At 42.4% G+C, this 25,108-nt stretch carries 20 protein-coding genes; 4 read left to right on the plus strand and 16 right to left on the minus strand.

All coding sequences use genetic code 11. The features are described 5' to 3' along the window. Positions 1-330 precede the first annotated feature (330 nt). The 3 genes from AB4589_RS13050 to AB4589_RS13060 all read right to left on the minus strand — a co-directional run bounded on the left by AB4589_RS13050 (position 331) and on the right by AB4589_RS13060 (position 2,017). The gene (locus AB4589_RS13050; RefSeq protein ID WP_372100722.1) at positions 331-1,164 is read right to left on the minus strand and encodes a hypothetical protein; all 834 of its coding nucleotides are present in this window, start codon (positions 1,162-1,164) and stop codon (positions 331-333) included. A gap of 338 nt (positions 1,165-1,502) precedes the next feature. Further along, complete coding sequence (locus AB4589_RS13055; protein WP_372100757.1) at positions 1,503-1,661, minus strand: hypothetical protein; 159 nt, start codon at positions 1,659-1,661, stop codon at positions 1,503-1,505. Further along, entirely contained in the window at positions 1,658-2,017 is a 360-nt protein-coding gene (locus tag AB4589_RS13060; RefSeq protein WP_372100756.1) for a hypothetical protein, read from the minus strand. Before AB4589_RS13060 ends, AB4589_RS13055 begins: the two co-directional genes overlap by 4 nt. A gap of 220 nt (positions 2,018-2,237) precedes the next feature. Here AB4589_RS13060 and AB4589_RS13065 point away from each other — a divergent pair, with 220 nt between their 5' ends. Both AB4589_RS13065 and AB4589_RS13070 read left to right on the plus strand, forming a co-directional pair. Next, entirely contained in the window at positions 2,238-2,837 is a 600-nt protein-coding gene (locus AB4589_RS13065) for an outer membrane beta-barrel protein (RefSeq protein WP_372100724.1), read from the plus strand. A 354-nt stretch (positions 2,838-3,191) separates the two neighbouring features. Beyond that, positions 3,192-3,794: a DUF2971 domain-containing protein gene (locus AB4589_RS13070; protein WP_372100726.1), complete on the plus strand. Its 603-nt coding sequence runs from the start codon at positions 3,192-3,194 to the stop codon at positions 3,792-3,794. 159 nt (positions 3,795-3,953) lie between these two features. On the opposite strand, the gene AB4589_RS13075 is transcribed toward AB4589_RS13070, so the two are convergent. From AB4589_RS13075 to matP, 3 genes are all read right to left on the minus strand, one after another. Further along, positions 3,954-4,265, minus strand: coding sequence for a hypothetical protein (locus AB4589_RS13075; protein ID WP_065678357.1), 312 nt, complete (start codon positions 4,263-4,265; stop codon positions 3,954-3,956). Between the two features lie 104 nt (positions 4,266-4,369). Beyond that, the gene (locus AB4589_RS13080; RefSeq protein ID WP_012603889.1) at positions 4,370-4,678 is read right to left on the minus strand and encodes a DUF3634 family protein; all 309 of its coding nucleotides are present in this window, start codon (positions 4,676-4,678) and stop codon (positions 4,370-4,372) included. 23 nt (positions 4,679-4,701) lie between these two features. Beyond that, positions 4,702-5,157, minus strand: a complete 456-nt coding sequence (matP, locus tag AB4589_RS13085; RefSeq protein WP_009846670.1) for a macrodomain Ter protein MatP — start codon at positions 5,155-5,157, stop codon at positions 4,702-4,704. Between the two features lie 189 nt (positions 5,158-5,346). On the opposite strand from matP, the gene AB4589_RS13090 reads away from it, so the two are divergent. Continuing rightward, the gene (locus AB4589_RS13090; RefSeq protein ID WP_017101104.1) at positions 5,347-6,999 is read left to right on the plus strand and encodes a Lon protease family protein; all 1,653 of its coding nucleotides are present in this window, start codon (positions 5,347-5,349) and stop codon (positions 6,997-6,999) included. 70 nt (positions 7,000-7,069) lie between these two features. Beyond that, positions 7,070-7,585 carry a bifunctional 3-hydroxydecanoyl-ACP dehydratase/trans-2-decenoyl-ACP isomerase gene (fabA, locus tag AB4589_RS13095; protein ID WP_010440782.1) on the plus strand — a complete coding sequence of 172 codons (516 nt, stop codon included), beginning with the start codon at positions 7,070-7,072 and terminating at the stop codon, positions 7,583-7,585. A 303-nt stretch (positions 7,586-7,888) separates the two neighbouring features. Here fabA and rmf read toward each other — a convergent pair whose 3' ends face one another. The 10 genes from rmf to pepN all read right to left on the minus strand — a co-directional run bounded on the left by rmf (position 7,889) and on the right by pepN (position 25,084). Continuing rightward, positions 7,889-8,062 (minus strand): ribosome modulation factor, encoded by a 174-nt coding sequence (rmf, locus tag AB4589_RS13100; protein ID WP_009846667.1) that lies wholly within the window; start codon positions 8,060-8,062, stop codon positions 7,889-7,891. 162 nt (positions 8,063-8,224) lie between these two features. Further along, a complete protein-coding gene (locus AB4589_RS13105; RefSeq protein ID WP_372100728.1) occupies positions 8,225-9,970 on the minus strand; it encodes a DUF3466 family protein in 1,746 nt (581 codons plus the stop codon). Between the two features lie 9 nt (positions 9,971-9,979). Beyond that, the gene (locus AB4589_RS13110; protein ID WP_372100730.1) at positions 9,980-11,896 is read right to left on the minus strand and encodes an ABC transporter ATP-binding protein; all 1,917 of its coding nucleotides are present in this window, start codon (positions 11,894-11,896) and stop codon (positions 9,980-9,982) included. Beyond that, a complete protein-coding gene (locus AB4589_RS13115; RefSeq protein ID WP_017077217.1) occupies positions 11,874-12,134 on the minus strand; it encodes a glutaredoxin family protein in 261 nt (86 codons plus the stop codon). Before AB4589_RS13115 ends, AB4589_RS13110 begins: the two co-directional genes overlap by 23 nt. Before the next feature lie 25 nt (positions 12,135-12,159). After that, complete coding sequence (rlmKL, locus tag AB4589_RS13120; protein ID WP_017088510.1) at positions 12,160-14,280, minus strand: bifunctional 23S rRNA (guanine(2069)-N(7))-methyltransferase RlmK/23S rRNA (guanine(2445)-N(2))-methyltransferase RlmL; 2,121 nt, start codon at positions 14,278-14,280, stop codon at positions 12,160-12,162. A 546-nt stretch (positions 14,281-14,826) separates the two neighbouring features. Beyond that, positions 14,827-15,375: a cell division protein ZapC gene (locus tag AB4589_RS13125; RefSeq protein ID WP_372100733.1), complete on the minus strand. Its 549-nt coding sequence runs from the start codon at positions 15,373-15,375 to the stop codon at positions 14,827-14,829. A 205-nt stretch (positions 15,376-15,580) separates the two neighbouring features. Next, complete coding sequence (pyrD, locus tag AB4589_RS13130; protein WP_017077215.1) at positions 15,581-16,591, minus strand: quinone-dependent dihydroorotate dehydrogenase; 1,011 nt, start codon at positions 16,589-16,591, stop codon at positions 15,581-15,583. 389 nt (positions 16,592-16,980) lie between these two features. Continuing rightward, on the minus strand, positions 16,981-21,822 hold the full coding sequence (locus AB4589_RS13135; RefSeq protein WP_372100735.1) for an NAD-glutamate dehydrogenase: 4,842 nt from the start codon (positions 21,820-21,822) through the stop codon (positions 16,981-16,983). A 228-nt stretch (positions 21,823-22,050) separates the two neighbouring features. Then, positions 22,051-22,269: a DUF2835 domain-containing protein gene (locus AB4589_RS13140; protein WP_372100737.1), complete on the minus strand. Its 219-nt coding sequence runs from the start codon at positions 22,267-22,269 to the stop codon at positions 22,051-22,053. 208 nt (positions 22,270-22,477) lie between these two features. Next, positions 22,478-25,084: an aminopeptidase N gene (pepN, locus tag AB4589_RS13145; RefSeq protein ID WP_372100739.1), complete on the minus strand. Its 2,607-nt coding sequence runs from the start codon at positions 25,082-25,084 to the stop codon at positions 22,478-22,480. Between the last annotated feature and the right edge of the window lie 24 nt (positions 25,085-25,108).

The following is a 25,108-nucleotide window of genomic DNA, read 5'->3' on the forward strand; positions in this document are numbered from 1 at the left end:
GACTGGAGCAGATCATAATCTACAAATCGCTCCCAAACCTCTTTTGGGGCATTAAATAAATATCGAGCTCGACACTCATGCCTATCATTCAACTCACTTGCAGAGGCGAAATAGACTTCGCCACGCTTTAACATCATTAAAGATAAAGGGCTAACATTCTGATATTTGTAAAAGTACATTTGTAAACATCCAACTTACGTACATTCGAAAAAGCTGACGCAGCATTAACCGCTATCAAACTGAACCACACCACCGTAAGCACTAAAACCAACGATGGAATGAAAGATACCAAGCATTGGGAATCAACCTTAAATGCTTTGCTACTTAGCGTTACTCGAACCAGCTTGACGTATCAACTTCGATGCTACTGGGATCAACGGTGACATTATTGGGATCATCTACCGATACTTCTAAAGAGATGGTAAATGGATAATTATTTGCCATTTCAGTAAAGTCGTCACCTTTTCCATACTCTTGACTAACATAAACTGTCCCATCCACACTAATCTCAATGTGTTCGTCACTAACCGTGATTATATCTAGTGATTCTGGGTGAATTTCTTCAATGATTACATTATTTGCCAAAATCATTAAGTCATCGGGGAAGTTATCAATGACTGACTGGAAAATTTGTTCATGACAACGATTTTCAACCGCAGATACGACTATGTCATCCCATAATTCAAGTTTCTCCACAACTTCTTGAGAAAACTCAATAATAAACTTCATATCTGTATAAAACTGTTTAGGGTTGGGCTTTAGGTGCTTTTCTGTAATGTGCGTGTATTTATTGAAGAAGTTGAATTTCTTTAGATAAAACTTGATATTGGAATTTAGATCTTCCAAATCAACTTCTGTAAAAAAGCCATCAGACAAATAGCCTTGGGCACAAAATTTTAGTTGCTGTCTTCGAGTAACATCAAGCCTATCATGCTCTTTTTCGTACCAATTCGTTTCCTTAACTTGTTCGATAGGAGCACGTCTTGCAATAATTTGTAAAACGAGTTCGCGCATGGAAAAAGCAAAGTTATGGAATCGTAAGGGATTTCCGTGAGAACAGTAATTCCTCAGGCTCGCCACAAATAGCTCTTTTTCAAAAGGAGTAACTAATAAGCTTTCGAAAGCCTGTATAAAATCGTGTTGTAATAATTTTTTTAATTTCATTGATTTTTACCAAATTCGCCTACACTCACAGCTATTTTGCATTTGAATACAAGGTTTGTCTGTTTAATTTGATTTATGGTTGCGAATTATACCCATTAACCCCATTCATAACAGTGACTTAAGTCATTTGTTATGAAACTTGACGCTAACGTTAAAGGCTCTTATAGAGCTGATAAAAAAAGAGCCACTTTGATAAAAAGTAGCTCTTAGTATTGATTTATCGGCGATTCTTGTAACGCTTTCGGGTCGTGTTAGCCTTGACCACTCGCCCATTTCTAAGTGTGTAGCCTTTCATTAACTGGCCATTTTGCTTGCGGCCTTTGCACTTATAACCTTTCTTAGCCATTGGGATCCTCCAGTTTTCGTATCCGTTGCTCTTGGTCTTGCTGCACTCGCTTTATCCAGTTGATGTCGGTTTTCAAAGCCGCAATCGTGCCAAGGCTTGAGACTCCACCGGTAATAAGTGCAATGATTAACGCATCGAGGTGCGCCATCACTTCGTTTTCCATCGAGATGCGTAGTATTCAAGTAGGTATCGCACCATGGCACGCATGCCTAGCGTATCGACCACAACAGCACCTACGACAAACCAATAAGGGTTAGGGATGTTCTGTAGTGCATTGAAGCCTTGTTCAACATATGGCGCGTAATTGGGAATGAAAGACAAGATGAGTGGTACGAAGACGACTAACAGGATAAATTCATCCTTAAATCCCCTATCTCGAATGCTGATGTCATCAAGGCTACTGGCCTGCTCTTCGCCATTTTGCAATCGACGCACCCTCGCCTGATGCTTCTCATTTTCGAGTTCATCTTTACGCTTTAACGCCTCAGCTTTGTTTTGATTGAGCAGTTTCCCTACCCGCCACCTTGTTGTATTCGGCTAAAGGCATATTGATTGTGTAAACATAAAGCGATATGGGCAAAATCGAATCATGTTGTTTCGTATTGATGTTTATATCGATAATAAGTTCATAAAATCAGATGGTTACACAAAACCATTATTAGTTTAAAAGCTCTACATTTGGTAAGGTATTCAAGGAATCAATAACTTATTATATAAAAGGCTTAATATGAAAATCGGTATGGTTGCCCTATCACTATTCACCGCTTTTGGCATGAGTTCATACGCGCTTGCTAATGAAAATGACACAGCAGCTAAAGAGCTTGGTCATTTTTATGCAGGTGTAGATATCGGGTTTTATAATGAAACCGAATTAGAATACCGCGGTAGCAAAATTGAAGATTCTTCTGATCTAGCTGACTTGAGTTATAACTTAGTTGGCGGTTATGAGTTCAATACACACGATGTAGTAAAGCTGGGATTAGAAGCGGAGTACCGGAAAATTGGCAAAGTTAACTTTGCTCAAATGATGGATATTGAAGGCCAAGCCTTCTTCGTGAATGTTAAACCCAAATTCATCGTTAAAGGCGACGTCTTGGATTTGTATGTCTCCCTGTTAGCAGGCGTTGGATCTATTGATACGGAAATCAAAGCCTTTGGGCTCTCAGCTTCTGAATCTGAGGCCGCTTACCAAATCGGTGGAGAATTGGGCGCAATAATTACCGATAACATCGACGTTCATATCGGTTACCGCTCTGCACATATTGAAATAGAGTCCATCGATGTTTCATCCAAAACAGCATACATTGGTGCACGATACCATTTCTAAAGTTCCTTCAATGGCTAGACCAATTTATTGCGGTCAACTAGCCTAACATTGCAAATAGTCCGATCTCTTTGAGGTCGGATTTATCATTATTGGTTCACTTAACTTCCTTTACATTGCCTCCAAATATAGACCTATTCTTCCACCAATACAAAGTTACGTTGCAACTTATTAAAAAACCCAGCGCTATTGCAAGATAAATCACTCAAACAGGCTGCTATTTCGTGTTTAAATTTTGATCTATCAATCAGTTATATGATTAAACTTGGTGACTAAGCAAGCAAACACTATGCATTCACGCTTACATTATGAATTATAGTGTTAACATCAGACAATGTTGTAAACCAGGTGTTTGATATGTTGCCTAAACTTTATAAGTTCAGATCTCTTCACGATAGAAACATACAATCGATATCCGAGTGTTCGTTGTGGTTTGATTCCGCTAAGACCTTTAATAACCCTTTTGAATCTCATCACCTGTTCAACAAAGAACTTCTGAACGACTTCAAGGTTATGTGCTTCTCTCAATCGAATGACCATCCCATACTTTGGTCTCAGTATGGCGATAACTTTAAAGGTATGTGTATTGAGTATGATCTTAACTGTTATCACGGTGAGGCAGATCTCAATTGCTTTGAAGTTCAGTATACTGACAACCCAAGCATGCTTAGTTCTCCTTCGCTAGTTGACTTAAAAGCATCGAAATTAGCCGCGAGCGTACTTGGAATCAAACATTCAAACTGGCGTTACGAAAAAGAATATCGCTGGGTACTGCCCAATGAAGAGATTATTGGCAACAAGCTGTATCTGAATAAAGAGTGTATAAGCTCTGTGATTATCTCAGAACATGCTCCTGCCGATAGAAAACTAAAGGTACTAATGACTTGCCAACACCTCGGCATCCCAGTTAAACACGCTGTCGCTAAACAAGATTCGTGTACATTTGGCACCTTCGGCTAAATAGATATCAGTAAAATGAACGCCCTACGAGACATATTTGCTTATATAAGGTGACAGTGCAACAAATTAACATCTTAGTCAGATCACCGTAACTCACTCGTATTCATTCGCGTTTAGACAATCATATTAATATCATTTAGTTATAGGGCATTATAATGGTCAGTTTGTGATATGAAGTCGGATGAACTTTTCTGGAAAACTGTATTTGAACTTTTTCTTGGTTGGTAAGTGCTGTTTCGCCTGTCTACAAGCTTTACTATCGCCGGACGTTCTCACTCTCTTGATTTTTGTGTAACCTTTGGAGTGCTTCATTTCAATCATCAGGTCACAATAACCATCGATTTCAACATTGCTCTTTTTTAGTCCTTTCATGACCGTGGCTTTGATTTTTTTGGCTACCGGATTAACCAATGCATCGTCGGGAAATACGACTGGGGATGAAAAAAACAACAAAAGGATTAGATATCTCATACTGTTCTCCTTTATTGGAACTGAGAACAGTATGACGATGGTTAAGGCAAGCGAAGAACTAACTTAGTATGGAGATTGACAAGATAAGACGTAATTCTCGACAATTACGCCTTCTTTGAACCTTTAGATTTGAAGCCGTTATGTGGGAATACATTACGAATACGTTGTTGCACGTTCTTAGGTACATCCTTTGTGAACTTGAGATTATAACCAGAACGCTTTGCGTACACTTTTAATTCACCTTTAAAAGTGTTGTTGTGGCCAATCTCTTGAAGGTTGTGCTTAAAGCTGGGTGGAAGATGACCTTTAACTTGTTCGATCGCCCCATCGTTAAATTTGATTTTCAATACCGGCCTATCAACCGCGACTAACCAAAAAACCAACGCTGCACCGATTAAGATTACATACATCATAATGTCACCACTACTGTTGATGATTATTTATCGTCAGAAAGGAGCTTGCTTAAATCTTCTTTAAGATTGGTTACTGTCTTGCTGGCCTGTTCACTACGAGATGCTTCGCTTACCAAATACTCGATGGCATCTGATAGCGTACAACCTAGCTCGTTCGCACGCTGGGATAGCTTTTCCCATACACGATAATCAAGGTCGATTGATTTTTTCTTAGTGTGAACTTGTTCAGCATTAAAGTGACGCTTTCGCTTAGCTCGAATCGCTTGCTTGAGCTTGTTATCGAGCTCAGGAGACATGTTGTCAGATATCCACTCAAGAACACCTGTTGGTTGGTGTTCAAGCTTCAATAAGGCTTGTACAGCAACGTCAGCTTCACTTGAATCAATATGGCAGGTGATCGACTCGCCTTCTTTCCATTTTTTGACCAGATAGTTCCATTTCCAACCACATTCCAAGTTTTCAAGTTGCTGATATTTCATGTCTAATCTCGAGAGTTAATCCTAGTGACAGCGTAACCCAAAATAGGCTATTTAACAATTGTTGTCTTGAAAGAATAGACCAAGATCATACTTATATTAGCTTAGTGATTAGTAACTACAACATAGAGCTACAAGCGAGATCGGTTTTTCTATATACTCCCTACCTCATTATCATAATCAGAAACTTAAATGACTCTAGTAGATTGGCGACATGTTACGCCTCAGTACGACGAATATAGCGCTCAATTAGAGCAATTCCCTGACATCTCGCCTTTCCCATTTTCAGACATTCAACATAGATTCAACGATGCGTTAACCCGCTTTGTCCGCTTGTCCAACCTTTCGCGTGTTTTACTTGTCAACGCTCCGGACAATTCGATCTATCGTCAAATGATTGTTGAATCTTTAGTTACTGCTCTAGATGATCACACGTTACCAGTAATAAAAACTGAGTCTTTAAATGCTGTCTCTTTGTTTGACCAAGTTCAATCAAAAGACGGCCAAGTCGTTGCGACAAAGCCTGGCTTACTGGCTAGAGCGAACAATGGTTATCTGATTGTTTCAGCCAACTTGATTCTAGCAAACCCGGGAAGCTGGTTACTGCTTAAGTCTGCACTTCTTGGTGAGGCCGTAGAGCCCATCAGTAGCAACCCAGAACACTTAAACCAATCTCCATCTTTACCGCTTACCTACAATATTAAGTTGATTGTGGTTGGAGACCGAGCTCAACTCGGCGATCTTGATTATCTAGACAGTGATATTCAAACTGGTTTCTGCCTATTCAGTGAAATTGAACAAGACATAAAGCTAACAGAAGAGACGTTGACGCAATATCTTGGTTACCTTAAATGGCTCCAACAACGTTATGAACTGCCAAACATCACGCAACAGGCGGTGACAGGCATTCTAACTGCTGGAGCAAGAGAAACTGAAGACCAAAGCTATATACCGTTGTGCCCGATTTGGCACAATGCGTTATTGAACGAAGCTTTGATTGAAGCCGACCATGATGAGATCGATGGTCACCATATTCAGCAAGCACAGCAACACAAATACAACCGCGAATCGTACTTACCTGAACGTGCTCTTGATGATATTCGAGATGGCCAAGTTATTATCGAAACCGAGGGTGAACAAGTTGGACAAGTTAATGGTCTGACGGTTATCGATGTACCAGGACACCCTGTATCGTATGGTGAACCAGCCCGAATTTCATGTGTTATCCACTTTGGTGATGGTGACATTGCCGACGTTGAGCGCAAAGCGGAACTCGGTGGTAACCTTCACGCCAAAGGTATGATGATCATGCAAGCGTTTGTAAGCAGCGCGTTAAACCTTGAAGATCCGTTGCCCTATGCTGCTTCTGTTGTGTTTGAGCAATCATACTGCGAAGTTGATGGCGACAGTGCTTCTCTTGCTGAGCTTTGCTCTTTGGTCAGTGCTTTGTCGGAATACCCTATCAATCAACAAATAGCAGTAACCGGAGCTGTCGACCAATTCGGTCGTGTACAAGCAGTTGGTGGGCTAAACGAGAAAATCGAAGGCTTCTATCATGTGTGTAAACACAACGGGTTAACTGGCGAACAAGGTGTGATCCTTCCAAGATCCAACTTAAGACACCTTGCTCTGAAGCCAGACCTAATTGAAAGCATCAAAAACAAAGAATTCCATATTTGGTCTGTCTCTAATGTAGATGAAGCTATTCCTCTTATTATGAACAAACCATTTAGAGACGATGAACAAGAAAGCGTTCTAAGCAAAATTGCGGAACGTATTGAAAACTTTGAAAGACATGAGCACCCTATTGGAATTGTTGGACGCATTAAAAACTGGTTTGTCTAGTACTGATCGGACTTGTTTAGCGTACACCTGTTCACTAATATGCACCTATCAAAAATTGGAGTAATTGATAATGCAAAACAAACGTGATTCTTACACTCGCGAAGATCTTCTAGCATCAAGCCAAGGCGAACTATGGCCTGAAGGTCCTCAACTACCAGCACCGAACATGTTGATGATGGATCGCATCACTAAAATGTCTGAGACTGAAGGTGATTTCGGTAAAGGTTTGATTCTTGCTGAACTGGATATTACTCCTGACCTATGGTTCTTCGACTGTCACTTCCCTGGTGACCCAGTAATGCCTGGTTGTCTAGGACTTGATGCAATGTGGCAGCTTGTTGGCTTCTACCTTGGTTGGGTTGGCGGCAAAGGCAAAGGCCGTGCTTTAGGTGTAGGCGAAGTGAAATTCACTGGTCAAATCCTACCTACTGCGAAAAAAGTGACTTACGAAATCCACATGAAGCGTGTTGTTAACCGTCGCCTAGTTATGGGCCTTGCAGATGGTCGCGTACTTGTTGATGGCAAAGAGATTTATGTTGCTAAAGATTTGAAAGTTGGCCTTTTCCAAGATACGTCAGCATTCTAATCTAATCATTTAATTAGAGTAACGCAGTTAGATTTTAATAAAGCAGCCATTGGCTGCTTTATTTTTACTCCAATACATTTAGTTATAGTGCACTAGAATGTACTGATTAAACAAACTTTCTTATCCCGAAACTGTACTGTATTAGTCCACCAGCAACTGTGTATTCCGCTATCAGTATCAGTTTAAAGCATTAGCTCTCTACGCCATTATTCTACGATTGATATTATGTCCCATTCAGAAACTAACAAGGCTCCACTGCTTTACAACAATGGAGCCTTGATCTTTGAATATGTTCCGCCCTATCTATTTATAGAGACCTGATTGCTTATCACCTTTGGCGTCACGCCAACCACCTAACCAATAAGACCGAGAATCCATTTGGCTATATGGGCAAGCTTCTTGTGACCTACCGTTTATACCAGCTTTGTAGCCTTGAGATTGTGCTCGTTCTAGTCGATCACGCTTTTGTCTCTTCATAGTGCAGTCCTCATACGGGTGTTCTATTTACTAACATACAATGATTACAACTTTGCGGAGTTTTTGTGACTCCAACTTTAAGAATCGACCAGTTTTTCACTTTTCTCAAGGCGAAAAAAAAGCCCGAATTCAGAATTGTGAACTCGGGCTCAAGAGATGAAATTATTTAAATTTTCTACGGAACCCTAATAAGCCGAGTACAGTCAAAGCGAACCAACCTAAGCTACCGCCTTTACGATCGACCTTTGCTGTATCAGTACTACGAGCTTGGATATCACTCTTACCTTTACCTTCGATAGGAATCAATTTAACCGCAACAACCTCTTCTACTGCATTAGACGCAGCACCAGCACAGTATGAATTGTGAGACGTTGTATCGTAGGCTCGTTCATCGTTACCTCTACCGTCTCCATTTGTATCGATCATACATTTTATAGCTGTTGCAGAGATAACACCCGCATCGTTGATACCTGAAGCATCAATGATTCGGAACTTGTTGTTCTCTCCAGCAACGTTGCCGTCGTTAGTTAGATCATCTAGAAACCAAGCTTTGTTCTGAAACAGATCAATTCTTGATGGGTCAGTACCCGTTGCTTGATATGGATAAATAAAGCCGCGGTGTCTACGCTCACTTCCATCAACTTCACGCGTTGTTTCTGCGTCAACTTGACCAACAATTTCATTGAAGTTGTTAACTGCTCTAGCTTCACCACTCGAACCAGCAAAGAAGATACCACCCGTTAGGTATGTCGCTGTTGGAGTCGCAACTGAAGCATTAGTAACAACAAACATCTTGCTGCCTGCGCTACCATTTTCAGGTACTCGACCATTACGCTTAGAGTTACCAATAACAAACAAGTTTTTGTTGATATCGGTCGCTACAGAGTTACTGTATTTGTAATCATTAGACGAGTTAGAGTTGACCTTAGCCCCCTCAATTGATTTGGTCGTCCAAGTATTCGCGCTGTCAGCTAAGTCCAGAGATTTACTGATGAATACAGATGCATTCATATCTTGCAGATCACGACTACCATCAACAGTATTGTAGCCTACGCCATAAAACTTAGTATCCGATTCGGCAATTGAACGCATGCTACCTTGAGCATAGTAATCGCCTTGTCTAGCAGTTCCACCACGAGTCCAATCGATTTGCTTGGTATTCGTACCATCCCAAATAGCAGCTTTTGAACTAAATACAGGATCCGGCGTTGACGTCTCCGTAATGGTTTCACTAGTAGAAACACTACCTACATTGTAAACAATACCATTACTTGCTTTGAGAGCTTTCCATGCACGAGTCTCAGAAGATCCTGCAGGCCCATTTGGTGACGTTGTAAAGATTGCGTTATTACGAATGCTACCTTCTGATTTGATACCTAAAGGCTTAACTTCTGATGCGTCGTTCACATAAAGGGAGTTGATCACTGTATTGCGAGTATCGAGTATTGCCCCGCCTTCTATAAATGCCTTTGCATTTACATAACTCAGGTTGTTTCTTTCCTTAAACCAAGTATCTTCCCAGCGAGTTTTCGCCCAGCTTTCACATGTGGAATATCTTAGTTCACGTTTACAATAGTTTTTGAAGTCATCGAACTCTTGTAAATATTGGAAGACAGCATCCATAGCGAAAGGAACTTCTTCACGGTAACTAATGGCTTCAAGCGAATTACGAGTTTCACCTGCTAGCTTAAAGCTATCACAAGCGACACCACCGATAGTACCAGCGGTAAAACAACTTTCAGTTCCGGTAACCGCCGCTGGTTGAATCGCGACACCAAACGTTTCAGAAGCTCCGACAATTGAGCTAGGAGTCGCGACTTCAACTACCTTGTACAGTGCAGCATTCGCGTTAGTTGCAGCCAAAACTAAGGCTGCAACTGTTGTTAATTTAAATTTATTACAAGTCATGATTACTTCTTAACTTTCCTGTTGTAGTGCCTCGAGCTCTTCCCAGCGCTCAAAAGCAACTTCAAGCTCCTGCTCTGCTGCAGATAGCTTATCTAATACTGGTTGTGTCTGCTCTACAGATTTTGAAAAGAAGCTAGGATCGTTGACTTCTTCCTGAAGAGTTTCAATTTGAGTTTCCAATTCTTCCAAACGCAAAGGTAGCGCTTCTAGTTCTCGTTGTAGCTTATACGATAACTTCTTAGCTTTAGCCTTAACTGGCGCAGTTTTGGGAGTTTCCTCAACTACTTTCTCTGGCTTTGATGGCTTTTCAACCTGTCGGTACTCTATAGCCTGCTTTCTTTGTTGCTGAGCATCGTGGTAACCACCAACAAATTCTTCAACAACGCCGTTGCCTTCAAATATCCAACTTGTCATAACCGTGTTATCAACAAACTGTCGATCGTGGCTCACTAAAAGAAGCGTACCCTGATAGTTGGCAAGCAAATCTTCTAAAAGTTCCAATGTTTCGATATCTAAATCATTGGTAGGCTCATCGAGAATCAACAAGTTATTCGATTTAAGGAAAATACGAGCCAATAACAATCGGTTTTTCTCGCCACCAGATAGTGCTTTAACAGGGGTACGAGCACGTTTAGGAGAGAACAAGAAATCTTGTAAGTAACTCAGTGCATGACGCTCACGTCCGCCTACTGTTACTTCTTGCTTACCGTCAGCCAGGTTATCAATCACCGACTTCTCAGGGTCTAGAATTTCACGGTATTGGTCGAAGTAAGCCACTTCCAGCTTAGTACCACAATGCAAACGACCTGAATCAGGTTTAAGTTGATCAAGAAGCAGTTTAAGCACCGTGCTCTTACCACAGCCATTTGGCCCGATAAGTGCGATGCGATCACCGCGCATGATGTTGAAGCTAAAGTCTGTAACGATCTCTTTACCTTCAAATGCAAAGTTAAGGTTCTCTGCTTCAAATACGATTTTACCTGAACGCGCAGACGTATCGATTTGGATGTTCGCTTTACCTTGTACTTCACGACGATCTTGGCGCTCTTCACGAAGCTTTTTAAGAGCACGAACACGGCCTTCATTACGCGTACGACGCGCTTTGATGCCTTGACGAATCCAAACTTCTTCTTGCGCTAGCTTTTTGTCAAATTCAGCGTTTTGCATCTCTTCAACACGTAGCGCTTCTTCTTTCTCTAACAAGTAGTTGTCGTAATCACCAGGGAAAGAACTTAGCTTGCCACGGTCAAGATCAACAATGCGTGTCGCCATTGATTTGATGAAAGCACGGTCATGCGAGATAAAGATGATTGAACCACGGAAATCTTTTAAGAAAGCTTCTAACCATTCGATCGTAGCTACGTCCAAGTGGTTGGTAGGCTCATCAAGCAGTAATACGTCAGGGTCACATACAAGCGCACGTGCAAGTGCGGCTTTACGTTGCCAACCACCTGACAGTTCCGTCAGTTTAGTATTTGCTGTTAGTTTAAGTGCAGCAAGAACATTACTTACGCGATCTTCAAAACGCCAAGCATTTGCATGATCCAATTTTTCTTGAACGCGAGTAAGGCGATTTAAATTCTTCTCGCTAGGATCTTCTGCAATCACATCGAGTAAGTTGTGGTATTCCTTAAGCAACTCACCTACCTCAGCTAAACCACCCGAGACGTATTCGTAAACAGATCCCTGTTCATTACGCGGTGGATCTTGCTCTAGACGAGATACAACCACATCTTGCGTGATCTGCATCTTGCCGTCATCCATGATGATGTTGCCAGACAAAATCTTCATTAACGTTGATTTACCTGCACCATTACGGCCAACCAAACACACACGTTCGTTTTCTTGTAGTGCGAAATCCGCACCATCTAATAACGGGTGATCGCCAAACGCTAATTGCCCATTATGAATTGTAAGTAATGCCATTCTTCTTTAACCAATCGTTAAGTTCTAACAAGCCAAAAGGCCAGTTAAGCTCTGAGTGTTTAGACAAGTCAGAGCTTTCAAATTTGAGTACCGGAATAGTGACCCCGTAACGGGAGAAGAGCTCATCATCCAATGCGATATCCACCACATTGATCTGATGACTTATATTCAGCTGTTCCGTGAGTTTGAATGCCATCTCACATAGATGGCACCCTTCTGTACTGTAGAGAGTCAGCACTATATATCCTTATACAATCTCTTAATTACTTATGAGTAATCAACCAGCAGTTATGAATGTGCTTGTTGCGAGAGAAATCCAGAGGCAACGTCTTAGACGAGATATTCTGAGCTTTAAGACCCAGCTCTTCCAGTCCTTCCATATCCATCTTGAAATGACGCTTGTTGTTAGAGAACACAATCGTGCCTTCTTCTCTTAGAAGACGCTTTAGGTCTTCCATCAATTGGATGTGATCACGCTGAACATCAAAAGATTGATCCATACGCTTAGAGTTTGAGAATGTTGGTGGATCAATAAAGATCAAGTCGTAAGATCCTTGTTCTTTTGCCAACCATTGTAAGCAGTCAGCTTGAACGAATTGGTGTTGACGACCAACACGGCCGTTCAGTTCCATGTTCTCTTTTGCCCACTCAAGATACGTGTTCGACATATCAACAGTCGTTGTAGAGCGAGCGCCACCTACTGCAGCATGAACAGAAGCACTGCCTGTGTAAGCAAACAGGTTCAAGAAGTCTTTACCACCAGCCATCTCACCAATACGACGACGAGTAATCTTATGATCCAAGAACAAGCCTGTATCTAAGTAGTCATGAAGGTTAACAATCAGCTTAACGCCGTATTCGTTTACTTCTAGGTTAGAAGAGTCTTGAGCCATCTTCTGATATTGAGAACGACCCTTCTGCTTCTGACGAACCTTAAGCACGACGTTGTTTGCTTCAACGCCAGTCACTTGAATCGAAGCTCGGATGATATCGGTTAAACGACGCTTAGCTTTGTCTTCCGGTACATCTTTAGGTGCTGCGTATTCTTGAATCACAAGGTGACCCGGGTATACGTCAATCGCTACATTGTATTCTGGTAAGTCAGCATCGTAGATACGGTAGCAATCTAGTTGCTCTTTCTTAGCCCACTTACCGATCTTGCCGATGTTCTTTTTAAGACGGTTCGCGAAATCAGGTGCAATTAGCTGCTCTTGCTCGCCAGTTGGACGCTCAGACATAGGACGGTCTGAAATTGAGTAGTTCTTCTGGTGACACGGTAACGCACCATTGTTCAGTTTGAACTGTTTGTCTGCACGCATACGCAAGCAGCTAAGCAGTTCGTCAGAACTAGAGAAGATAGACGCGTTACAACCGCCAAATTCCGCTTTAAGTTGGGCACCAAATGCTGTGTACAGTGCAATCAAGCCAGGCTCTGTACCTAAACGCTCACCATAAGGAGGGTTTGACACAATCACACCATCATTGAACTCTGCAGGGCGTTTAAGCTTTGCTGCGTCACCTACTTCGAATTCAATCAACTCTTCAACGCCAGCGCGACGTGCATTATCACGCGCCGTTTTGATCATGCGTTCATCGTTGTCATAGCCGAAGAACTTACATTCTACTTTCTTAACGCCACGACGACCTTGAACGTTCGCTTCAGCTTTCACTTCAGCCCAAAGCTCAGGTTCGAAATCTTCTAGTGATTCAAAACACCATTTCTGACGTTTCACACCAGGTGCCATGTTTGCAGCCATCATCGCCGCTTCAATCACTAACGTGCCTGAGCCACACATAGGATCTAGGAAAGGTTTCGTTGCATCCCAACCACTACGAAGAAGAATCGCTGCAGCAAGAGTTTCACGCAGTGGTGCACGACCTGATTCTGGACGGTAGCCACGTTGATGAAGACCACTGCCTACCATATCCACACCAAGAATCGCTTTGTCGCGATGCAGACGAACGTGAATTCGAATATCTGGATTTTCTTTGCTAATAGATGGGCGCGGTAAAGACTTCTTCTCGAAGCAATCTACAACGGCATCTTTTACTTTCATCGCACCGTATTGGCTATTACGGATTTCGTTGTTCGTACCATTGAAGTCAACAACGAAACGCTTAGTGCTATGGAATTGATTTACCCAGTTAACCGCAGTGGTCGATAGGTAAAGATCCATGTCATCCATACAAGTGAATTCTGAAAGGACACGTACAAATCGAGAAGCCAAACGGCTCCACAAACAACAACGATAAATTTGCTCATTGGTGGCTTTGAATTTAACACCTGCTTGAACAGGTTTTGCGTTTGTAATCCCTAGTTGGGTTAGTTCTTCAACTAATAAATTCTCAAGGCCATTTGAGGTAACCGCTAGATATTGATTCATAGTGTTCTTTTATTGATAAAAATGAGCTCGATTATACCTGAATTTGCTATTAGAGCATCACACTAAACTCGTCTTTTCATTGAATCTTTCTACTAACTGCTTAGCAAATGCTCAGTCATGAAGCGATCGCTTACTCGCATCCCCTTACCACACAACAACTCTCAATCTCACAGAAATAACACTCATCGTTAGGCTTAAACCATCAAGTGCATTTATATTCACCCTGAAATTGGTATACACCAACAGACAATTCAGACTGAAACTTAGCAACAAAAGACCCCAAACAAGGAATAAACAGAGGAAACCCGCTATCGATAATGAGAGAATCGGTCTAAATTGAGGTTAAAAAAGATACGTTTTTCACAAATTAAATAAGTGAACAACGTCATTCAAATGAATGAACTACGTCGTATTTATTGAGATAGGCTTTTTTAGGCACAAAAAAATCGGCTATTAAGCCGATTATGGGGAGGTATTACAGGTTTATTCGTAGCGATGGTTGGTCGGAATCGTGCTCGAGTGATGCTCTAGGTTAGAGATTAGAGGTTAACCCACCATAGCAATATGCGTTTGATGAAGGATGGCATTTGCGTCAGTCATTCTATCGTGCATGACTTTAATCGAGTCTCCAAAGCGTAAACCTTTTGAAGGGGTTAAGAGGAACTCTTCTAAGTCTACAAATGCACATAAGCTCGCACACTCTCCTACTTCCAATACAATGAAGTAACCAAGACTATGCTCGTTATTCATTTGTATAATATCCCCTTCTTGAGGATATTCATGGCCAGTGCCTTGTGAGTCGAAGAACCAGCTTTTAGGCTGTACAGGCTTATGAAAACGCTTCGCGGCCACGCAATAAAGTGCAAGCTCTGCTTGGCGTGGCTCAGACAGTTCTAAGCCAGAAATTTGTTCTTTGAAGGTTTGGTAGGAAGATGCATCATCAACAGTGAATTCATTATCTTTAAAAGCGCAGTCCACCAGCTTATTGCGGACCAGATTCGTTTTAAAAATCATATCCTCTCCGAGGTTTAGCATCAATGAACATTGCTGCTCATCGTAATACCAACTCCATGTATCGCTAGGTTTAAGCATCATTTCGTCTCACACTGTTGAACCATTCCATTAGGTAAAACGCAAAATTACCTTCAATTACAGTAATTTTACTGTGCGATAGGCAAAAAAAAAGAGGAAATGAATTCCTCTTTCTTATTGCTTTTCTCTACAACTCAGTGAGTTACAGTGTCTCTTTTATTAAGACGATGCCGGATTGTAGTCTTTGGACTAAGATCGTTTTTACGAACTATAGATTTTTGACGATATCGCCTACAAGACCTGGACCTTTGTAGATGAAACCAGAGTAAACTTGTACAAGCTTCGCGCCCGCCATCATTTTCTCTTTTGCAGCAACGTAAGAGTCAACGCCACCTACCCCGATGATCGGTAGTTGGTCACCCAGCTCTTCGTGAAGTTTACGAACAACTTCAGTACTGCGAGATTGAACTGGACGTCCGCTTAGGCCACCCGCTTCGTCGCAATGCTTCATGCCTTCAACGATACTGCGATCCAATGTCGTATTGGTTGCGATCACACCATCGATCTTATTTTTGATCAACGATTCGCAAATCTGGCTAATTTCGTCATCACTTAGATCCGGAGCGATCTTAAGAGCAAGCGGGACATATTTTCCATGCTTCGCTTCTAATTCAGATTGCTTGGTTTTTAGCTCAGACAACAGATCATCAAGTGCTTCGCCGTATTGTAGCGAACGAAGTCCTGGAGTGTTTGGTGAAGAGATATTTACCGCAATGTAACCCGCGTATTGGTAAACCTTCTCCATACAGATAATGTAATCTTCTGCGCCCTTTTCAATTGGCGTGTCTTTGTTCTTACCAATATTGATACCTAAGATGCCGTCATAGTTCGACTTCTTAACATTCTCAATTAGGTTATCTACGCCTAGGTTGTTAAAACCCATACGATTGATAATACCTTCGGCTTCAACAAGACGGAACAGACGTGGTTTGTCATTACCGGCTTGTGGACGAGGAGTTACCGTTCCTACTTCAACGAAACCAAAACCCATTGCGCCAAATGCATCAATACATTCGCCGTTTTTATCTAGGCCAGCCGCTAGGCCAACTGGGTTTTTAAAAGTAAGACCCATGCACTCTACAGGTCGGTGAGGTAATTGTTGGCGATACAAAAGATCAATAGGTGTGCCAGTGAAGCGTTTGAAATTTTGAATTGCAAGATCATGAGCCTTTTCGGCATCAAGTTGAAAAAAGCCAGTTCTGGCTAGACGGTAAAGCATTGTGCCTCCGATAGAAAAAAGCGCCGTGTAAACGGGGCGATATTATTTACTTATTTACCCAACTATTCAATCTATTACTGTCTGTAAGGGTAAGATAATCGAGTTTGCTAACGAATGAGGTTTATTATTAAGCAAACGTTACCGTTTCCTGTCGCGAACAGCCTATTTGACTATCATTCATATAACGAGCATAGATTAACTCGACTAAGGATAAGCTAACTTGACCAAGCATAAGTGACTCAATGAAATAATCGGACACGTCATTCACTATTCAGCCAAATGACACTATTCTCCTAAATAACATTGCTCTGCCAAATAACACTGTTCAGCCAAACGAAAAAGGCAGACCTGATGGCCTGCCCTTGTTTCTTTTCGTTTTTATCTAATCGCTAGTCTGTCGACATGCAGTTTAGATTCAATAGCATCAATTCACGTAGTGCTACTGAGAACTTAGCAAACTCATGAACCGAACCTACTTTGAATTCGTTCAAGATGCTTTCCCAACGATGTAGAGAAACCGAGTTGCTTTCCATCCAATCATCAAGCGCTTTAATCACATCAATATCTGAAGCACAACCGCAGTTAAGTACTTGGCCAGTTAGCTGACGTTGCTGCCAATCCAGATCTTCTCTGAATGCTGCACGTGCCAGCGCTTGCCAGTTGTTATCTACTGCTTGGCCATTGATTTGCTTCAAGAACCAGTGCAAAGACAAGCGATCACCAAGATTGAAGTAAAGCTTAGACGCTTGTTGTACTGTTTTACCTGTTTCACGAGCCACTGTGGATATATCCAGTGCTGAGTACAAGCTAGACAAACGCGCGACTGAATTAGCCAACTCAGCGTTTACACCTTGGTCAATCCATAGCTGTGCCATTGCGTTATGCTCTTCTACTTCAGAAGCCACTAGGTTTTCATCCAGTTTCTCTGTGATAGTTAGAACATCACCTTGGTAAAGTTCAATCAGTGCTTTCACTGACTGTTTACCAGTACGGTTTCTTAGCAACCAACGAGCCAAACGACGAAGTGTACGACGAACATGGTAGATCAATTCGTATTGAGCTTCGGAACTTGAAACATTGTCCAGTTCACGGATGCTCTTCAGAACTTTGCCAAGACCGTAGATTTCACGTGATGCCGCGTAAGCATTGGCAATATCAACGATATTTGCGCCCGTCTCTTCTTGCAGACGAGTGACGAAGTTACAACCCATCTCGTTAACCATTTGGTTAGCCAATGCCGTCGCAATGATTTCAGAACGTAGTGGATGATTATCCATGTGCTGAGAGTAGTTACGACGTAACGCTGTTGGGAAGTATTGCATAAGCTGTTGAGCATGGAATTCATCATTAGCGATATCATCACTAACAAGATCTTCTTTAAGCACCATTTTTCCGTAAGCGACAAGTACAGAAAGCTCTGGTCTTGTTAGGCCTTGGCCCTGCTTTTCACGCTCAAGCAGTGTTTCGTCATCTGGGATGTATTCCAAACCACGATCCAAGTACCCTGCTTTCTCCATAGTGTGAATAAAGCGGATTTGCTCTTTTACTAGGCCAACACCTTGATGTTCAGTAACCGAAATAGACTCAGCTTGGCAATATGCGTCGTCTAGTACGATTTCGCCAACTTCATCTTCCATTGATTCAAGTACTTGGTTACGTTGCTTAACGGTTAGATCACCATTAGACACCAAACCATTCAGGAAAATCTTAATGTTTACTTCGTTATCCGAACAGTCAACACCACCAACGTTATCAACGAAGTCAGTATTAACGCGGCCACCCGTTAGCGCGTATTCGATACGACCCAGTTGAGTCATACCCAAGTTACCGCCTTCACCAACAACCTTAGCTTTCAGGTCACGGCCATCGATACGAAGCACGTCATTTGCACGGTCACCAACATCAGTATGAGTCTCGTTTGAAGACTTAACATATGTACCGATACCGCCATTCCAAAGAAGATCAACCTGCATAGACAAGATCGCTTTGATCAAGTCATTCGGTGCCATTGATGCTTTCTTAGTACCCAGCATTTTCTGAATTTCAGGCGTCAAAGGGATAGACTTCGCTCGACGAGAGAAGATGCCACCACCTTGAGAGATAAGGTCTTTGTTGTAATCTTCCCAGCTTGAGCGAGGTAGATTAAACAAACGCTCACGCTCTACCCAGCTTGATGCTGATTCTGGATTCGGATCGATGAAGATATGCATGTGGTTAAACGCAGCTTGTATACGAATATGCTTAGACAACAGCATGCCGTTACCAAACACATCGCCCGCCATATCACCTACACCTATAGCGGTGAAGTCCGTTGTTTGACAGTTGATGCCCATTTCACGGAAGTGACGTTTAACAGATTCCCAACCACCTTTCGCGGTGATACCCATTGCTTTGTGGTCGTAACCGTTAGAGCCACCAGAGGCAAACGCATCGCCTAACCAGAAGTTGTACTCATCAGATACTGAGTTTGCTAGATCTGAGAACGTTGCTGTACCTTTATCGGCAGCAACAACCAAGTACGGATCATCTTCATCGTGACGAACAACACTCTTCGGTGGAATAACCTCGCCTTCAATAATGTTGTCTGATACGTCTAGTAGTGCACGGATGAAGCGCTTGTAACAACGTTGACCTTCAGCAAAAATTTCATCACGGCCAGACATCATGTGCTGACGCTTACAAACGAAACCACCTTTTGCACCAACCGGTACAATTACTGTGTTCTTAACTTGTTGCGCTTTAACTAGGCCTAGAATCTCAGTACGGAAATCCTCTTGACGGTCTGACCAACGTAAACCACCACGAGCGACTTTACCGCCACGTAGGTGCACACCTTCAATGTCTGGTGCGTAAACAAAGATCTCAAACGCAGGAACTGGCGCTGGGATATCTGGGATCTCGCTTGGTCTCATTTTCAGAGCCAACCAAGGTTTAGACTGTTTGTTGTCGTCTAACTGGTAGTAGTTAGTACGAAGCGTTGCTGTGATCATTTCCATGTAACGACGAATGATACGATCATCATCCAAGCTTTCTACATGATCCAACTGTTCAGTGATCTTCTTAATAAGATCTTGTTGGCCTTTCGCGCTGCCCTTTAATTTAGGATCAAAACGCTTGCCGAATAAGCTCACTAACCCTTTCGCTAGATCTGGGTAATGAGACAATGTGTCTTCAATGTATTGTTGGCTGAATGGGAAACCCACTTGGCGCATGTAACGCGCATACGCACGTAAGATTGAGATTTCACGGCCAGAAAGACCCGCACCCAATACCAAGCGGTTAAAACCATCGCTGTCTAATTCACCTTCCCAAATCGCAGCAAAGGCTTGTTGGAATAGATCGCGCGCTTCACGAAGATCAATCGTCTTGTCACTCTTGTGCAGCATCGAGAAATCAAGGATCCAATAAGTCACTCCATTGGTCTTGCGTACTTCATAAGGTGATTCACCAATAACGCGCAGGCCAAAGTTTTCAAGCATTGGCATAACATCAGACAGGTGAATAGGCTCATCACTGTGATAGAACAACTTCAAACGAACAGCTTTAGAGTCTGCCGCTTCTTCTTGAGGGCGGTAGAAAAGCATGCCAAGTTTGTTGTCTTCACTCAGAGCTTCTAGACGTTCGATATCTGCAACCGCAGAACCAGGCATCATGTCTTCTTTGTACGAACGTGGGAATGCACGCATGTACTCTTTCGATAACGGAAGACCTTTGCTCTCACCGAAGTTAGCAACGATTGATTCAGACAGGCGGTCATCCCACGTAGACGATACTTCCATTAAATTTTGCTCAATTGTTTTCACGTCCACATCCATGTTGTTGTTATCAACACGAACAATATAGTGCGTTCTTGCCAGTGGGCTTTCAGAGAAGTATGTCGTGAATTCGACCTCTTCTTCGCAACCGAAATACTGCTTCAAGATGCGTTGGGTTTGACGACGAAGCTCGGTGTTGTAACGATCTTTGGTAACGTAAACCATGCAGCTAAAGAAACGGCCAAACGGGTCTTTACGAACAAACAAACGCAGAAGATCGCGATCTTGCATTTGAACTACGCCAGTACCGACTTCTAGCAATTCTTCTTCACGAGCTTGAAGCAGTTCATCTCGCGGGTAGTTTTCTAGAATGTTGTGCAGAGCTTTGTAAGAGTATGAACCTTCACGGTAACCACTCGCGTCTAAGATACGCTCTACTTTCTCGCGAACTAGAGGAATGGTTTCAACGGTTTGGTTATAAACGGCAGAGGTGTAAAGACCAGTAAAGCGGTGTTCACCAATAACCTTACCGTTCTTATCGAACTTCTTAATACCAATGTAATCATTGTAAGCTGGGCGGTGAATGCGTGAAGCCGTGTTGCCCTTGGTTACGATAAGTACATAAGGCTTTTTAGCTTCAAGACGTGCCGAATCAGAAAACTCAGACAGCTTAACGTTACGCACACGATCTGAATTCGCAAACAAACCAAGACCTTGCTCCTTGGTCGGTTGTAGTTCTGTGTCGCCATTTACAGAAACAAGGTCATATTCCTTGTAGCCCATAAACGTAAAGTTGTGCTCGCCTAACCAACGAAGAAACGCCAACGTCTCATCAAAGCGTTGGCCGTCTACAGGAATGCTTTCTTTTTGCTTTTCTACTTGATTGGTTACTTCCTCTAGTTTTTCAACCATCTTCAGCCAATCGTTCACAACTAAACCAGTATCGGTAAAGATATCCAGTAGTTCCGTTTTGAGCGCTGTCATTTCAGCTTTGCTGCTAAGACGGTCTACTTCGATATGGAAAAGTGATTGGAATGCACCTTCGTTATTGCTAACGCCGACAACACTGCCCTTATCAGAGCGAGAGATTTGTGTTGGATTGTGAAGCATAAGGTGAGAAGAAAGGTCTAGGCGAGTCAGCGCCATTTTTACAGAGTCTACAAGGAATGGGCTATCTGGTACGACTATCTCTACGATAGTGTGAGTAGATTGCCAACCTTGACGACTTACTGTCGGGTTAAAAACACGAACAGAGATTTGGTCAGCTTTCTTTTCATTGATGTGATGCCATAAGCTAACTACAGCACCATATAAATCTGATTCGTTTCTCTGAGTCAGATCGTCGTGAGAAACGTTACTAAACAAGTGTTGAGCAAGTTGAGTTACGAGAGGTCGATGAGCAAGGTCAAGTTTGTCTTGAATCAGCTTGTAAACTTTTTCAAGTAAAACTGGAACCACAGTTTCACGTGCGGTCATAGTCACACTCCACAATTAGAATTATATTTTATTATTAGGGGGATCACTTAATCTGGTGTTTGAAACGTGCCGTTGAGCGCTTTTCTACTAACGAGTTAAGCAAAGGTAATGCATTCATTTATTGTAAAAGCATTATTGAAAAATAGTTAATTGTTTTGGAGGTGGTAAGAGGTGAAATGTTTGATTATGTGATTAAGATTCCTTTTAACTCACTAGGCACGCCAAGGTTTACAGAGCTTCTAACTTAATAAACTTATTTTTTTGGTCAGTTGTCAGCCTAAACTGCCCTCTAACCCCTATTTGTGTAAGAAATGGTCTGAACCGAGTTGCAGGTAACTGTAAGCGTAAACCTGTTGTTGTTATCACTTGAACTTTACTTGCCGCACTAGAATAGCTGGCCAAAAACTGCTGATATGAGATGTTAAGTTGGAAAATATAGCGATTCATACGATACCTGTATAAATATACAGTGCCGGTATTTTTGGCACTTAACGATGTCTGAAAATGAAACGGCTCTAGCTTATCGAAAATTCGATAAGCTAGAAACAAAAAATCAGTGGCAGATATTCTCTACCACTGATGACTTTTCGTTACTAGTAAACTGTTTATTAGCAAACTGCTTATGATCAAACCGTTACATGAATAAGCGGCTGACTTAAGCCTCTAGTGCTTTTGCCACTTTCTCGAATAAGTCTTTTGCAAGGTTGTCCATGTTCTTCAGCGTCTCAAGTTCTTTTTTAATTAGAGCTTGGCGTTCATCATCATACTTACGGAACTTAAGTAGCGGGTCAATCAAACGTGAAGCCACTTGCGGGTTGCTGCTGTTCAGTTCACGTAGGATCTCGCCCGCAAACGTGTAACCTTGTCCTGACTTGGCGTGGAATTGAACCGGGTTCATGTTTAAGAACGAACCAACCAAGTTACGAGTACGGTTCGGGTTCTTCAAGCTGAACGCTTGGTGCGACATCGACGCTTTAATCACTTCAAGTGCATTAGAGCTTGGGTTTGAACCTTGCAATGCAAACCACTTATCCATGACAAGACCATCATGTTTCCACTTGTCGCTGTAATCCGCCATCAAGGTTTCACGACATGGTAGTTGCGCACTGTTCGCCGCGCCCATCGCTGCCATTGTATCTGTCATGTTGTTTGCTTGTTGGTACATAGCAACAACCAAGTCATTACCCTTTTCAGTATGCGCTAAGTAACTTAGACAAACTTCACGTAGAGTACGCTTACCAATCGAATCGTGATCGATCGTGTATTCTGTTAGTGCATGACTGTGATAAACCGCCGCTAACTCGTCTTCAAGTTCTGCAGCTAGTGTTACTTTCATTGAGTTAAGAACAGATGCGACCGCATCAATATCAACGCGCTCATACCAACCCGACACTTCGTTATGACTTGGAAGAGAAAGCATTTCTGCAATAAACGCAGGTTCTAGTGAATCACTAAGCAGTACCCCGCGGAATGCATCAACAACAGAAGCAGAAAGTTCAAACTTTTGACCTTGTTGAACGTTATCTACGTTGCTACGGATGTATTTCGCTAGCAGCATTTGACCCGCATCCCAACGAGAAAATTCATTGCGAGCATTCACCATCAAGAAGATAAGTTCTTCATCCGAATAGTCGTACTCCAGTTTCACTGGCGCAGAAAATTCACGCAGTAGCGATGGGATCGGTTGCTCTGAAACGTTTTCAAACACGAACGTTTGTACCGCTTCTTTCACATCAAGTACGTTGTGAACTGGCTTTCCGTTACATTGTAACCCAACGACATCGCCAGCAGCGGTGTATAACTCGATATCAAAAGGAATATGCAGAGCTTGCTTTTCCGTTTGCTCATGAGTTGGAGCCGTTACTTGGCGAGTTGTTAACGTGTACTCTTTTTTGTCTGCGTCGTAGTGACTTTCAACAGACAGCGTCGGCGTGCCAGATTGGCTGTACCATAAACGGAACTGAGACAGGTCAACGCCCGACGCATCTTCCATTGCAGCAACGAAATCTTCGCAAGTTGCAGCGGTACCATCGTGACGTTCAAAGTAAAGCTTCATGCCTTTTTGGAAACCTTCCTCACCCAACAATGTGTGGATCATTCGGATCACTTCACTGCCCTTTTCGTATACCGTCAATGTGTAGAAGTTGTTCATTTCTATCACTTTTTCAGGGCGAATTGGGTGAGACATTGGACTTGCATCTTCAGCGAATTGTGGCCCGCGAATAATACGAACATTGTTGATTCGGTTTACTGCGCGAGAACCAAGATCAGATGAGAACTCTTGGTCACGGAATACGGTTAAGCCTTCTTTCAAGCTTAGTTGGAACCAATCGCGACATGTCACTCGGTTACCGGTCCAGTTATGGAAATATTCATGACCGATTACCGCTTCGATGCCTAGGTAGTCGGTGTCGGTTGCTGTTTGGTCGTTCGCTAAAACAAACTTAGAGTTAAATACGTTCAGACCTTTGTTTTCCATCGCGCCCATGTTGAAGAAATCAACAGCTACGATCATGTAGATGTCTAAGTCATACTCAAGATTGAAACGCTCTTCGTCCCACTTCATTGAGTTAATCAAAGAAACCATCGCGTGGTTCGCACGGTCCAAATTGCCTTTGTCGACAAATATTTCTAGGTCAACATTACGACCTGATTGTGTGGTGTAAGCGTCACGAAGTACATCGAAGTCACCCGCAACAAGTGCAAACAAGTACGCTGGTTTTGGATGTGGGTCTTGCCATTTCACCCAGTGACGACCGTTTTCAGTTTCACCTTCATCTACACGGTTACCATTACTTAGTAAGAATGGGTTTTCAGATTTGTCTGCGATGACTGTTGTCGTGAATTTCGCCAACACGTCTGGGCGATCCATATAGTAAGTAATGCGGCGGAAACCTTCAGCTTCACACTGAGTACAGAATGCGCCACCCGACTTATACAAACCTTCAAGTGCACTATTCCCTTCAGGGTTTACTTCCGTCACGATCGTGAGTGTGAAATCTTTCGGTAGTCCGCTCAGTGTCAGTTGAGTTTCAGATTGCTCGAATTGCGTCCACTCTTGACCCTCTACTAAAACAGAAACCAACGTCAAACCTTCACCATCAAGTACTAAGGTCGAACTATCTTTCTCTTGCTTAACACTAGACACCGCCGTAATGATGGACGCTGAATCGTACAAATCGAAAGTAAGATCGATTTGAGAAATAGTGTGAGATGGTGATTGATAATCTTTACGATACTTGGCTTGAGGTGTATGTGCCATGACGGGTTCCTTTTGATCGTTATA

The sequence above is a fragment of the Vibrio sp. 10N.222.49.A3 genome (assembly GCF_041475145.1).
Taxonomy (GTDB): domain Bacteria; phylum Pseudomonadota; class Gammaproteobacteria; order Enterobacterales; family Vibrionaceae; genus Vibrio; species Vibrio tasmaniensis_A.

Coding starts and splice junctions, on each gene's coding strand:
- rlmKL (WP_017088510.1), bottom strand. CDS start 14,280: ATGAATCAATATCTAGCGGTTACCTCAAATGGCCTTGAGAATTTATTA.
- pepN (WP_372100739.1), bottom strand. CDS start 25,084: ATGGCACATACACCTCAAGCCAAGTATCGTAAAGATTATCAATCACCA.
- AB4589_RS13090 (WP_017101104.1), top strand. CDS start 5,347: ATGACTCTAGTAGATTGGCGACATGTTACGCCTCAGTACGACGAATAT.
- fabA (WP_010440782.1), top strand. CDS start 7,070: ATGCAAAACAAACGTGATTCTTACACTCGCGAAGATCTTCTAGCATCA.
- AB4589_RS13065 (WP_372100724.1), top strand. CDS start 2,238: ATGAAAATCGGTATGGTTGCCCTATCACTATTCACCGCTTTTGGCATG.
- AB4589_RS13105 (WP_372100728.1), bottom strand. CDS start 9,970: ATGACTTGTAATAAATTTAAATTAACAACAGTTGCAGCCTTAGTTTTG.
- pyrD (WP_017077215.1), bottom strand. CDS start 16,591: ATGCTTTACCGTCTAGCCAGAACTGGCTTTTTTCAACTTGATGCCGAA.
- AB4589_RS13125 (WP_372100733.1), bottom strand. CDS start 15,375: ATGATGCTTAAACCTAGCGATACATGGAGTTGGTATTACGATGAGCAG.
- AB4589_RS13070 (WP_372100726.1), top strand. CDS start 3,192: ATGTTGCCTAAACTTTATAAGTTCAGATCTCTTCACGATAGAAACATA.
- AB4589_RS13080 (WP_012603889.1), bottom strand. CDS start 4,678: ATGATGTATGTAATCTTAATCGGTGCAGCGTTGGTTTTTTGGTTAGTC.
- AB4589_RS13135 (WP_372100735.1), bottom strand. CDS start 21,822: ATGACCGCACGTGAAACTGTGGTTCCAGTTTTACTTGAAAAAGTTTAC.
- rmf (WP_009846667.1), bottom strand. CDS start 8,062: ATGAAGAGACAAAAGCGTGATCGACTAGAACGAGCACAATCTCAAGGC.
- AB4589_RS13075 (WP_065678357.1), bottom strand. CDS start 4,265: ATGAGATATCTAATCCTTTTGTTGTTTTTTTCATCCCCAGTCGTATTT.
- matP (WP_009846670.1), bottom strand. CDS start 5,157: ATGAAATATCAGCAACTTGAAAACTTGGAATGTGGTTGGAAATGGAAC.
- AB4589_RS13050 (WP_372100722.1), bottom strand. CDS start 1,164: ATGAAATTAAAAAAATTATTACAACACGATTTTATACAGGCTTTCGAA.
- AB4589_RS13140 (WP_372100737.1), bottom strand. CDS start 22,269: ATGAATCGCTATATTTTCCAACTTAACATCTCATATCAGCAGTTTTTG.
- AB4589_RS13110 (WP_372100730.1), bottom strand. CDS start 11,896: ATGGCATTACTTACAATTCATAATGGGCAATTAGCGTTTGGCGATCAC.